The sequence below is a fragment of the Tenacibaculum profundi genome, assembly GCF_057162725.1.
In genome coordinates, this window is record NZ_CM169894.1 from 1,398,446 (window position 1) to 1,411,671 (window position 13,226).

8 protein-coding genes and 2 tRNA genes are annotated in these 13,226 nt (G+C 30.5%); 2 read left to right on the top strand and 8 right to left on the bottom strand.

Translation table 11 applies throughout. The features are described 5' to 3' along the window. Positions 1–53 precede the first annotated feature (53 nt). Positions 54–2,459: a TonB-dependent receptor gene (locus AC2GW8_RS05590; RefSeq protein WP_440881794.1), complete on the bottom strand. Its 2,406-nt coding sequence runs from the start codon at positions 2,457–2,459 to the stop codon at positions 54–56. Positions 2,460–2,867: 408 nt separating this feature from the next. On the opposite strand from AC2GW8_RS05590, the gene AC2GW8_RS05595 reads away from it, so the two are divergent. Continuing rightward, positions 2,868–5,729, top strand: a complete 2,862-nt coding sequence (locus tag AC2GW8_RS05595; protein ID WP_440881795.1) for a C10 family peptidase — start codon at positions 2,868–2,870, stop codon at positions 5,727–5,729. Positions 5,730–5,783: 54 nt separating this feature from the next. Here the strand turns inward: AC2GW8_RS05595 and AC2GW8_RS05600 are convergent, their stop codons facing one another. The 5 genes from AC2GW8_RS05600 to AC2GW8_RS05620 form a co-directional block, all read right to left on the bottom strand. Next, positions 5,784–6,119, bottom strand: a complete 336-nt coding sequence (locus AC2GW8_RS05600; RefSeq protein ID WP_440881796.1) for a CPBP family intramembrane glutamic endopeptidase — start codon at positions 6,117–6,119, stop codon at positions 5,784–5,786. A 673-nt stretch (positions 6,120–6,792) separates the two neighbouring features. Continuing rightward, positions 6,793–6,875: transfer RNA gene (locus AC2GW8_RS05605), tRNA-Tyr, on the bottom strand. A 32-nt stretch (positions 6,876–6,907) separates the two neighbouring features. After that, positions 6,908–6,980, bottom strand: a tRNA-Lys gene (locus AC2GW8_RS05610). Between the two features lie 133 nt (positions 6,981–7,113). Further along, complete coding sequence (locus AC2GW8_RS05615) at positions 7,114–7,878, bottom strand: ABC transporter ATP-binding protein (protein ID WP_440881797.1); 765 nt, start codon at positions 7,876–7,878, stop codon at positions 7,114–7,116. A gap of 3 nt (positions 7,879–7,881) precedes the next feature. Continuing rightward, on the bottom strand, positions 7,882–8,622 hold the full coding sequence (locus AC2GW8_RS05620) for an MlaE family ABC transporter permease (protein ID WP_440881798.1): 741 nt from the start codon (positions 8,620–8,622) through the stop codon (positions 7,882–7,884). Positions 8,623–8,736: 114 nt separating this feature from the next. Between AC2GW8_RS05620 and pafA the strand changes: the two genes are divergently transcribed. Beyond that, positions 8,737–10,377 (top strand): alkaline phosphatase PafA, encoded by a 1,641-nt coding sequence (gene pafA, locus AC2GW8_RS05625; RefSeq protein ID WP_440881799.1) that lies wholly within the window; start codon positions 8,737–8,739, stop codon positions 10,375–10,377. A 22-nt stretch (positions 10,378–10,399) separates the two neighbouring features. Here the strand turns inward: pafA and AC2GW8_RS05630 are convergent, their stop codons facing one another. Together AC2GW8_RS05630 and AC2GW8_RS05635 are read right to left on the bottom strand one after the other, a co-directional pair. Then, complete coding sequence (locus tag AC2GW8_RS05630; RefSeq protein WP_440881800.1) at positions 10,400–10,555, bottom strand: YqaE/Pmp3 family membrane protein; 156 nt, start codon at positions 10,553–10,555, stop codon at positions 10,400–10,402. A 68-nt stretch (positions 10,556–10,623) separates the two neighbouring features. After that, complete coding sequence (locus tag AC2GW8_RS05635; RefSeq protein WP_440882189.1) at positions 10,624–13,098, bottom strand: M14 family metallopeptidase; 2,475 nt, start codon at positions 13,096–13,098, stop codon at positions 10,624–10,626. Positions 13,099–13,226 lie beyond the last annotated feature (128 nt).

Consider the following 13,226-nt stretch of genomic DNA (forward strand, 5'->3'; position numbering starts at 1 on the left):
TTATAAGCCTACAATTTACCTTTTTAATTTAACAAATAAGGTGAATTATTTTTTTAAAAATCTAAAATTACACCAATTCTAGGAATCGCTCTTCCAGAAGAATTCTCTACCTCTTCTAGCAGATATCTTGAGGAATCATTTGGATCTTTATATCTTACCCCACTAGAATCTTCCTTTGGTAATAAAAAAGGCTGCCTATCGGCTGTCTTCGCATATATGTTTTGAATATCTAAAAAAAGATTTATTGACATTTTTTTCAAATACCATGTTTTATCAACCCTTATATCCAACTGTGTGTAAGTTCCAAATCGTTCAGAATTTAAGCGCGAAAAATCTAAAATTCCTCCATTACTAATATTATAGTTTGTAATAACGGAAGAAGCACCATAATTATAAGGAGTATAAGGCCTCCCTCCTACTAATCTAAATTTAGCACCTACCTCCCAACTTCTATTAAACTTTTTTCCTGTAGTAATTGTTAGTAAATGCTTATTATCCCAAGTTGATGGAACATAATTTCCTAAATTATCTTCGAACTCACTTCTAACGAAAGTATATGCAATTATTCCATACAGCCCCTTAAAGGTCTTTTTTTGTGCTAAAATTTCAAACCCATAAGCCCTTCCTTCAGAGCTTGAAACAACTTCTTCATTGCCTACAACACCAAAATCTGCTCCCAAATTTGCTAAACTAATCTGATCTCTTACTGAAAAAGGGTAATCACTATATTTTTTATAAAAACCCTCTAAGGTCAATTTCGTTTCTTCATTTGGTCTAAACTCTACTCCTGAAACTGCATGTTGCGATTCAATATACGCTAGCCCTTTTTTATTAATTAACTCACCCTTATTATCTCTAAACCCTAAAATTGTAAAAGAAGGAAGTTGCTTATAAATAGCTAACGAACTATTCCATGACCATTGATTACCAAAATTATAAGTAGTGGCTATTCGAGGAGAAAACTGATTGAATAAGTTTTTCATGTTTTTATTATAATCTATTCCGTCAAACCTTACCCCCAGTGAAAGCCCAAAACTATTGTTGAAAAATGAAGTTGAAAACTGTCCAAATATACCATATTTAAAAAATTTCGCTTCCGAATTAAAATTTCTTTCTATTGCATTTTGTGTGTTAACAATTTTCTGAAAAGTATTATTTGAATAATTTGATAACTCTAAGTTTGCTCCAAAATTAAACCTCTGTTTACCTTTAGTTATAGTATTTTCAAATCGGAATTTATTATCTACCTCTATAGACTCATAATCTAACAATAGGTTATCTGGATTCGAATTATCATTTAAAAAATACTTTGTAGCAAAATTCTTCCATTTACTTCTACTAAAAACTAACTGCTGCATTGAATTTTCTCCAAAATGCTTATAGTTTAACCCAAAAGTATAACTCCATTGCCCATTCACAGGAACTGTGTTTAGGATATATTGATTGGCTTTTCGCTGTTGTTCGTCTTCGACTCCATTATTAACCTCCGTATTTATTTCGAAATCATCAATCGCTCCTAAACCTATAATTGATAGTTCGTTTTTTTCATTTAGATTAGTTTTAATATTAAATTGAAAATCATTGTAGGTAGGCAAAAAAGGCAACTTAATCAATTTAAATAAAAACTTTAAATACGATTGCCTCACGGAGGCAACAAAGCTAGTTTTTTTCCCCATTGGCCCATCTAATGTAATTCCTGCATCTGATGTACCTAATGTTGCTCTAGCATTTAATTTTTCAGGATTGCCTATTTTTTGTGTAAATGCGATTATAGAGCTTAATGTATTGCCTCGATTTGATGGAAAAGCACTTGAGTAAAAATCAACTTTTCGAATTAAATCTGTATTCATTATACCTACAGGTCCACCTGTCGCCCCCTGAGTTTGAAAATGATTAATAACTGGCACTTCTATTCCATCAACATAAAACTTATTTTCCGAAGTAGCTCCACCTCTAATTATAATATCATTTCTAAATCCAGGGTTTGAAGCTACCCCTGGAAAAGATTGAATTACCCTTAAAACATCTCTATTTCCTCCTGGATTGCGCTCTATCTCTGCTACCCCTAGGGAATTCAGCGACAAAGGACTCTCCAACGTTTTTGTAAAAAGTTTTGCTTTCACCTCAACTTCTGTCAATTGATTTTCATCCTCAATCATTTCAATTGTAATAAAAGGTATTTTTTCTTTTGTTATTAAATAATCAGACGAAATTACAATCTTATAACCCAAAAAAGAAGCACTAACTTTCCGATAACCTAACGGTAAATTAGTAATTCTAAATTCTCCTAAGTCATTTGTTATTGTTCCTCTTTGTGTTCCTAAAGCCAGAACATTAACAAATGGTAGCGGTTCTCGGGTTTTAAAATCAATGACCCTTCCTTTTAAAACCCCTACATCTTGTGCTTGAATATGTATTGTTTTTAGAATAAGTAATAGTATCAAAAATAATTCTTTCATTTTTTACATAATTTTTAAGCTGTTAATTTTTAGCACACAATTAATGATTTACAATATAGCATCAATCCTCTCTTTATTCGTTTTAAATAGAAAAACTTGACATATAACTTATAAAGTTAGCAAACATCATCAAAACAAAATAAAAAAACTCAAAATCAAAATATTATGTAACAATCATGGACTATAAATTACACCTCATTGAGATATAACCTCAAAAGAATTATTTTGTTTAAAAAACAACGAAAAAGATAATTTTGTTGTTTTTAAACAACTCCTTACCCTTAAAAAAACACAAAAAAACCCGGTAAAAGCTAGTAAAAACACCCAGCAAAAGCATAGTAAAACTACTTATTTCATCGCTTCTTTTCAAAAGATAGCTTTGTCTACTCAAATTATAAACAATTTAAAATGAAACAAAAAACTACTATTTTAACCTTTCTTTCACTTCTACTTTGCATTGGTCTATTTGCGACCCCTGTCAGTAAAAAAATGGCTATACAAGTTGCAAAAAAGTGGGTGAAAAATATGCGTAATTCCCCTAAAAATTTGAAAAAAGAAATAGCTACTATTGACGAAACCTACCATCAATCAAAACTCGTTTATTTTGTCATAAAATTTAAAGAAGGTGGTTTCATTATAGTTTCTGCCGATAATACTACCAAACCTATTTTAGCATATTCAGACTCTTCTGATTTTGATACTCAATTGCAAAATGAAACTGTTGAAGACCTTATGACAGCTTATAAAAATTTTGTTTATGAGAATTCCAATAATAGTCTTAGTGGAAGAAATTCAAATATAGCTCACCCAGGATGGGATAAACTATTAAGCGATAAAAAATCTTTGAGAAGAAAAACTATTATCGCTCCTTTAATGGATGATATTTTTTACACTCAATCAAGAGGTTTTCAAAAATTTTGTCCAAAAAACGAAAAAGGGCAGTCAATTGTTGGTTGTGTTGCCACCGCGATGGCACAAGTCATGCGTTATTGGGAATTTCCTAAAAGGGGAAAAGGTTCAAACTCATACAACCATAAAGAATATGGAGAAATATCTGCAGATTTTGAAAATCAAATATACGACTGGGATAACATGTCAAAAATGAGAGCAGATGATGAAAATGCCTTGTTATCTTTTCATTGTGGTGTAGCTGTCTCAATGAACTATGGTACTTCAGCTGATGGTGGCTCAAGCGCTTATTCTGCGAATGCACTATCTGCCTTAAAAAGATATTTTAAATATAACAGAAGTGCACGCATGGTTTACAGATATAGTTATTCTGATGAAAATTGGAATAAAATGATTAAAAAGCAACTAGATAAAAAAAGGCCTGTATTATATACTGGAAGAAGTGAAAACCTTCAAGATCCAGAGGCTGGAAGTGCTGGACACTTATTTGTTTTAGATGGCTATGACACCAACGATCAAGGTGACTATTTTCACATTAATTGGGGATGGGGTGGCAGTAACAATGGCTATTTTTATTTAACAGAGATGATTTCTCACGGCGGAAAATATAACTGGATTGATAACAATGCTATTATGCTTAATCTATATCCTACAAATATGGCTCCTGAATTTACATCGAAACCAAAAAACTGGATTCGTATTGGAAATAAATACGAATATACAGTTAGTGCAGAAGATGAAAACCGTCAGGATACTGTAAATATTACTTTTAAAAGTTTACCAGAATGGATGACTGTTTCAGAAAAAAATGGTGATTATACGATATCTGGCACACCAACAGAAAGCTCTAATGGGGTTCACAAAGTGAGTATCATAGCAACAGATGGAACTAAAAGTACAAAACAAGAATTTTCAATTATAGTTCTTGGAAATGACGAAATAATTGAAACAAATACTATAGACTTCGAAACAGCAGACTTTAGTCAAGCGAACTTTTCAAATAATGCGCAAAACACATTCTCTATATCAAAGGAAAATAATCATTTTGCAAATTCTGGAAAAATAAAAGATAATCAAAATTCAACACTTACCCTCCTAGAAAATTTTTCTGTTGAAACAAATATAAAGTTCGATTACATGGTTTCATCGGAGAAGAGATATGATTTTTTAATCTTTAAAATAGACGGAAAAGAACAAAAACGTTGGAGCGGTGAAATACCTTGGTCATCAGCTTCATTTAGAATACCCGCTGGAAAACATTCATTGCAATGGATTTACAAAAAAGATCGTTCAGCAAAAAAAGGAAAAGATTTAGCTGGGATAGATAACATATCTTATCAAACCATAAAGAAAGACAATGTATCACCAGAGGCTCCGTTAAACTTGGAAGCTACTGGTATAACTAATATCTCTATTTCTTTAAACTGGGATGCATCAAAGGATAACATAAAAGTAAAGCATTATGAAGTTTTTCGAAATAACGTGAAGATAGCCACTACAAAAGAGACAAATTTCATAGATAAAAACATACATTCAGATAAAGTGTATTCTTTCTTTGTGAAAGCTGTCGATTTTGCAGGTAATGTTTCTAAAAAAAGCTCAAGTGTAGAAATAAAAACAACCTCAAAAACTTATTGTAAATCAGAAGCCAGAAATTCAGAATACGAGTGGATCGATTTTGTTTCCTACGGCGAAATGAATAATCAATCAGGTTCAAGTTCAGGTTATTCTGATTTTACAAATAAAAAAGCAACTATTCTAGCTGGTACGACCAATGATCTAATTATTAGAGGTGGTTTTAGTGGTGATCATTACACAGAATACTACAATGTCTGGATAGATTATAATCAAAATAATGAATTTGAAGCAGAAGAAAAAGTTGCTTCAACATCCAGCTCTTCTAATAAAAATTTAGTTTTTAATATCACAACACCGAGAGATGTTTTCTTAGGAGAAACAAGAATGAGAATTTCATTAAAATATTATCAACCTGCTACAGCATGTGCCTTCTTCAATGACGGAGAAGTAGAAGACTATACCGTTAATATTATTGAAAACTCATCAAGAAATACCGACGAAATAGTTAAAGATAAAATTATTTCAAATAACATCACATCACACAAAAAAGCAGAATTATCGATTTACCCAAATCCAACATATAATGCTAGTAGCATTAGTATAAACTTCGATAATTACCTTAAAAATGCAACATACATAATCTCTAATCCTTCTGGAAATGTTATTAAACAAAATAACTTATCAAAAACCATAAATATAGAGGAATTATCATCTGGTTGGTATTTTTTACATGTATTTACAAATAAAAGTCAATTCACCAAATCATTTTTTGTACCAAATTAAGAAAGAATTCATTAATTATTTTAACACCAAGTACTCGGTTTCCCGAGTACTTTTTTAATGTCTTAAAGCAGGGTAAGTAAATAATAAAATATGAGTTAAGTTAAACAGGAAGTGTAAAAATATAGAACTTTTAATTGTTCCCGATCTATAGTAGATATAACCATAAAAAACTCCAGCTATTGATGATAAGACCACGTAATTTACCCCTCCTTTATAATGGGCTAACCCAAAAAAAATAGCTGCAATAGAAACACTAATTAACCCTATACCTTTCTTATTGTTAAAAAAAAGAAACACTTCTTTTTGTATAAATCCACGAAACAACAACTCTTCTGAGATACACGTAAAAAATAAATTACTCAACATCCAAATCAGAATAAAAGCAGGCATTTTTGGATCTATTTCAGAGTACCTTATAAAGAAAGTTAGGGCAAAAAAAACGATTACCATTAAGAAAAAACTATAGAAAAATATTTTCAGGTAAGAAAAAAAATTAATGCAATTTTTCTCCGAACCTAAACCTAAAATGAACACACCTATTAAAGTTTTATCCAAATTTAAATACAAACTGTATGGTACTGATTTTTTTGATAACACAATCCCTTCTACATATTTATAATTATCAAATCCAATTACCAGAAAATGAAAGAACAAAGGAATCGTGAATAGTAAAACAACAAAAAAACTGAAAATACTTTTTCTTTGATAGAAACAATAAACTAAAAAACCATAAAATAACGCATACAAAAATGACTTTATTTCAGCAACACCTCCTATCATTCCAAACACAAGCGAAAAAAACAGAAATACCCCCCATATTGGTATTGCTTTAAATAATTTTATATCTATTACCCAAATTGAAACAATTGACAGTACGAGAAAGAGATATGTAAGAATAATATCACCTCCCATAAAAGTTTATTTTTTTAAGTTTACCCATTACCTATTTTGAATCATGTTAATAATTAATTTTCACAACTCTTTTCTTTAACCAACATATTAAACGAGTTAAGAAAAGCCATATAAAACAAAAAATCCTGATCTAAATGATCAGGATTTTTTGTGGGGAGAGCAGGATTCGAACCTGCGAAGTCGTAAGACAACGGAGTTACAGTCCGTCCCATTTGGCCGCTCTGGAATCTCCCCTATGAGCGTTTTGCTTTTTATAAAAGCTTTTGTGACCGGGCTGGGGCTCGAACCCAGGACCCTCTCCTTAAAAGGGAGATGCTCTACCAACTGAGCTACCCGGTCATTTTTGCTTTTGCATATCTGCGTTTGCGGGTGCAAATATAGAAGCTTTTATTGATTGAACAAACTTTTTTTTAGAATATTTTATCTTTTTAAAAACTCAAATCCACACATCACTAATAAACAACATTTTACATCACAAATTATTTAAGTATGCTTTTCTTACTTTTTTAAAAAGATCTGATGAGTATACAAAATCTACGACTGCGGCATTATCTGTTTTAAAAATTTCTTTATTCGTTCCTTCCCATGCTTTTTTACCATTTTTAAGAAAAACAATTTTTTCCCCTATTTCCATAACCGAGTTCATATCATGTGTATTGATAACTGTAGTAATTTTATATTCATCTGTGATTTCCTGTATCAAGTTATCTATTACTATGGCTGTTTGGGGGTCTAAACCTGAATTAGGTTCATCACAAAACAAATATCTTGGATTCATCACAATGGCTCTGGCTATAGCGACTCTTTTTTGCATTCCTCCTGATAATTCTGCAGGAAACTTGGCATTAGAATTTTCAAGATTTACTCTTTTCAGCACCAAATTTACCCTATCTAACATCTCTTCATTTGGCTTTTTTGTAAACATTTTAAGTGGAAACATTACATTTTCTTCTACTGTTTGAGAATCAAATAATGCACTTCCTTGAAAAACCATTCCTAACTCTTGTCTAAATTCTCTTTTTTCATCAATAGTCATTTCTGTATTGATACGCCCATTATAAACAATTGTTCCGGATTCTGGTGAATGCAATCCTATCAACGATTTCAAAAATACCGTTTTCCCTGATCCACTTTGACCGATTATTAAACTAGTTTCGCCAGGGTTAAAAGTAGTTGTTATTCCCTTTAATACCTCAACTCCATTAAATCCTTTATGTATTTTTTTTATTTCAATCATATTTTAGGTCAATAACATTTGAGTTAAAAAATAATTAGATATTACTATAACCACTGTTGTCCAAACAACTGATTGTGTACTAGCTTTTCCTACTTCGAGTGAGCCTCCTTTAACAAAATATCCATGATATGAAGGAACTGTTGCAATAAGAAAAGCGAATACTACAGTTTTTATCAAAGCATACGTTATTAAAAAAGGGTTAAACTCCATTTGAACACCCGAAATAAAATCTGTTCCAGAAAAAAGTCCTGAAATAACACCTGCAATCCAACCTCCAAAAATACCTAGAAACATTCCTAGAACAATCAAAAAGGGATAAAATAAAACAGTCGCTATAATTTTGGGTAAAACAAGATAATTTAAAGAATTAATACCCATTACTTCAAGTGCGTCTATCTGCTCTGTAACACGCATAGTTCCTATACTTGATGTTATATAAGACCCTACTTTTCCTGCTAAAATAATTGAACAAAATGTCGGAGCAAACTCCAAGATTACCGAACGTTTTGCGGCAAAACCAATTAAACTTTTGGGTATGAAAGGACTTTCTAAATTCAATGCTGTTTGGAGGGCTATTACTCCACCAATAAAGAAAGATATAAAAGCAATTATTCCAATGGATTTATGACCTAACTCTTCAACTTCTCTCATTAAGGCCTCTTTAAACACTCTGGCCCTTTGAGGTTTTGTAAATACTTGTTTTAACATCAGAAAATATTTACCGATGTGTTCAATATAATTCATTAATTAAAATTGATTTATTTATCTGCTAAAGTATAAAAAACCATTAACTATTTCTATTGATATTCATTTTAAGAAATGTTTTAATTACTTTTGACAAAACAATTTAAATCAAAGATGAAGAAAAGTAATTTAATATTTTTTGTAATTATTTTCCTTGTTAATACAAAATTAATTAGCCAAGAACATTACCCCAAAAAACCTAAACTTGTCATTGGAATTATCATAGATCAAATGCGTTATGATTATTTAACTCGGTTTGATAAGAAATATGGAGATGGAGGATTTAAAAGACTTTTAAATAATGGATTCTCTTTAGAAAATGCTCACTATAACTACATACCAACATACACTGCTGTAGGCCATGCTTCAGTATTCACAGGAACCACCCCATCAAATCATGGTATAATAGGTAATAATTGGTTCGATAAATATCAAAAAAAATCAATCTATTGTGTTGATGATGAAAACCAAAAAACTATTGGTAATGATGGAAATGGGGGAAAAAAATCTCCGCATAGGCTAGTTACGACATCTGTTGCGGATCAACTTCGTTTATCTCAAAATATGCAAGGAAAATCAATTGGTATTGCCATTAAAGATCGTTCAGCAATTTTACCTGTGGGACATACGGCTAATGCTGCCTACTGGTTTGATGGGGGTAAAAGAGGAGAATGGATAACCTCTTCATATTATATGAAAGCCTTACCAAAGTGGGTTAGTACTTTTAATAAACTAAAAAAGGTCGATGAGTACCTGCGTACTCCGTGGAATACTCTATACGACATTAAAAGCTACACAGAAAGTATTGAAGATGAAAATAATTACGAAGCAACTTTTAAAGGTCAAGATAAGCCTACTTTTCCTCATAATATTCCAGAATTAAGAAAAAGTAATAACAACTATAGTATTATAAAAGCAATACCTGCAGGTAATTCTTTTACTACTGATTTTGTTAAAGCTGCGATCATTGGAGAAAATTTGGGACAATCTGAACATACTGACTTTCTAAGTATTAGTTACTCATCTACTGATTATGTAGGTCATCAATTTGGAGTAGCCTCAAAAGAAATAGAGGATACCTATTTACGTTTAGATAAAGACTTGACTAGCCTTTTTAATTTTTTAGACAAAAAAATTGGTAAGGACAACTATACTTTATTTTTAACTGCAGATCACGCAGCAACGCAAGTTCCCTCTTACCTTGAATCAATAAAAATTCCTGGAAATTATTTAAAACCTAAAAAATTCACAAACTATTTAAATAATATAACAAAAGTACACTTTGGTACTGAAAGTTTGATTTCAAATTTTTCAAATTTTCAAATTTTCTTAGACACCAAAAAAATAAAGGAATTAAAACTAAATTTTGAGGATGTTTGTAATACTATCTCCAATGCAGCTATAGACTATCCTGGAATATATAAAGTCGCAACATCTAAAACAATGTTAAATAACACTTTTACAAGAGGAATTATGAAGTCTCTTCAAAATGGTTATAATCAAAAATTTTCAGGGGACATATTGCTTGTTCCTAATCCGTCAACTATTATTTACCCTAAAAAAGGAACAACACACGGATCTGGTTATTCCTACGACACCCATGTTCCTATTATTTTTTATGGGAAAGGAATAAAACAAGGAGCATCTAAGAAAAAATACGAAATAATCGATATCGCTCCTACTATTTCAAATTTATTAAGTATTGAATTCCCAAATGGAAATACTGGAAAAATTATAGAAGAAATATTCAGATAAATAAAACGCTCAAGTGAGTGTTTTATTTATCTGAATTAATTATAACTAATGCTCCAATAACGCCTGGGACCCATCCACAAAGAGTTAATAGAAAAACAATAATTAAAGATCCACATCCTTTACCTATAACAGCTAATGGAGGAAAAATAATGGCTAACAAAACTCTGAACACACTCAATGTTATTTCTTTTTTTATATTTATATTATAGACTAGATAACTTATATTTTGTTACAAAAAAATCATAATTACATTATATTGTTAAAAAATATAGCATTCATCAAAAGCTTATTTGTACCAAACCAAAATCCTCTAAAATTGGTGTTGTCTGTAAAACCTATTACCTTTCCCTTTCCTAAAGGTTGAATTTTTAACGGTATTGTATTCTTTAATATATTTAAATTTTTTACAGAAACATATCCACTTACCAAAGGTTCGTTTGTGTATTGTATTGGATTATTATAACTCTTTTTATCTGGTTTCATAAAAATAGTTGAATTTCTAAATAAATTTATTTCATTATTCTTATATCCAAAATTTATGGGATGAGATCGATCTATTCTAGCTTTAAAAATTGCTCCTCCTATTAATTGAGCTCCTTCCAATAGTTTTCTTTGTTCGAAAATTACATTCTTCACTTCATTAAGTTCAGGATATTTAAAGTCTACCATAAAATAATTTGCTTTTTTTAACCAGTTTAATGTATTTTTATATGCTATTAATACACCTCCTTTATTGATCCATGCACCTATACTTTTTTTTATATCTATACTGATTCCAGTACTATTGGGAATAATGATAACAGAATACTTATCTAAGTTAACGTCTTTTATATAATCGGTATCCAGTTTTGTCAACTTCATATCAAAACGCTGATCTAACATATGCCATATTTCTCCAGCATCATAACTTTTAATACCTTTTCCTACCAACATAGCTACTTTAGGCTTTTTTATCGCTTTAAAATTTCTACTTCCTAAATCTATACCTATATTTTGTCCAGTATTTACTCCAGCAATCGATAGATTATTCTCTTGTGCAACCCTATCTAATACCATAAATAATTCTCTTTGACTCAAATTTTGATTTTGAACTGGAATAAAAATTGTTCCATAATCATATGATTTTCCGTTATTTTTAAAGTTTCTCATAGATACTTTAGCTCTTAAACCCTTTTCTAAAATTTTATGTAATGCCCTAGGAGTATAATACTCATTCCAAGGCATTAAATACCCAATAATACTGTTCGAGGTAACTCTTCCTTTTTTCTTGTAAAGCTCTTTAACTTCTTTACCAATTTTATTCAAAGGAACATTACGAGCTAAATCTACACCAAAAGCAGCATCAAATGTCCATGCTGAAACATCGTAAAACAAACTATCTTTAAATGTTTTCTTTACATCAAACATAGCCTTTACCAATCGGTTATTTTTTTGATTTAAAGGAATTGCATAGCTATAATTTTTTTTAAATTTTTTCCCATTTATTTCAAAATCATTTTTAATTTCATGTAATTCTATTTTATGTTTTTTTAGCACTTTTGCAAGCTCATTTGTTTTACCTAAATCTTTTGCATCCCCAAAAACAATTGCTTTATCTTCATATAAGCTCCTTGATTTTTTATAAAATTCTTGCTGGTAATTTAAAATCTCTATTCTCATGTCAAGGGCAGCATCCAATGTAGATAATGATGTTATAAATTGATTTCTTATCGTATAGGGAAAAGTAAGTACTCCATTTTCACTTTCCTGTGAATGCCCTCTTGAGCTTGCTTGTTCAAATAAAATCCCAATACTTCCATTTATATCAGGAAATGTTGATCCTTTTCCATAATAAAAATCATCAAAATCTTCTTCAGAATAATATAAAGATCCTATTTTATCCAAAGCTTGTGCATGATATTCACCTATTTTTTTTGTTAATTCTTGATTTATCAATGGAGTCAAAGAATTCGTTCTTTGAGGAATTCCTGGCTGAAAAAAGAACGTTGAATTTGTACTCATTTCATGATGGTCTGTCAAGATATTTGGTAACCAATCGTGAAAAGTATTAACTCTAGCAATACTTTCAGGTAATTGTACTGGTAACCAATCACGATTCATATCAAACCAGTAGTGATTTGTTCGACCACCTGGCCATACTTCATGAAATTCTCTATCGTTAGAATCTGAATTTATAATATTCGATTTATTTGTATTTGCCCAGTGTGCAAAACGCTGCAAACCGTCTGGGTTCATTACTGGATCTAACAAGATAACAACATTATCTAATAAATTATCTATATTTTCCCCTTTAGCAGCTGCTAAATAATACGCTAAAACTAAAGCAGCATTTGCTCCACTAGATTCATTTCCATGTATTGAAAAGCCTTGATAAACAATAATTGGTTCTTTTGACACATCGAAACTTTCATTGTCTGTAATCTTTATATGATTCTTCCTTATTTGCTCTATTCTCGACTGATTTTTTTTGGAAGTTATTTTAAGTAATAATAAAGGTCTTCCCTCAAAAGTTTTTCCTCTCTCTTCAATAGATATCCTATCAGACACCTTTGCCAATTCCTTCATATAACTTACAAGCTTATCATGGGTTATATGCCATTCACCCACTTCATGACCTACTACAGCTAATGGAACTGGTATAGTTTTATTAAAAGATATGTTTTTAGGAAGATAGTAATCTAAATTAACTTGTGCCTTGGAACAAATACTTGAAGCAAGCATAATAAAAAAAAATATTCTTTTCACTTTATTAATTTATTATAGTTTTTCTGAAAATAATGAAATTTATTGTTTTAACCTTTTAGAGTCTAAAAAAAAGATCCAAATAAAGTATTCTTGATTAAAAAAAT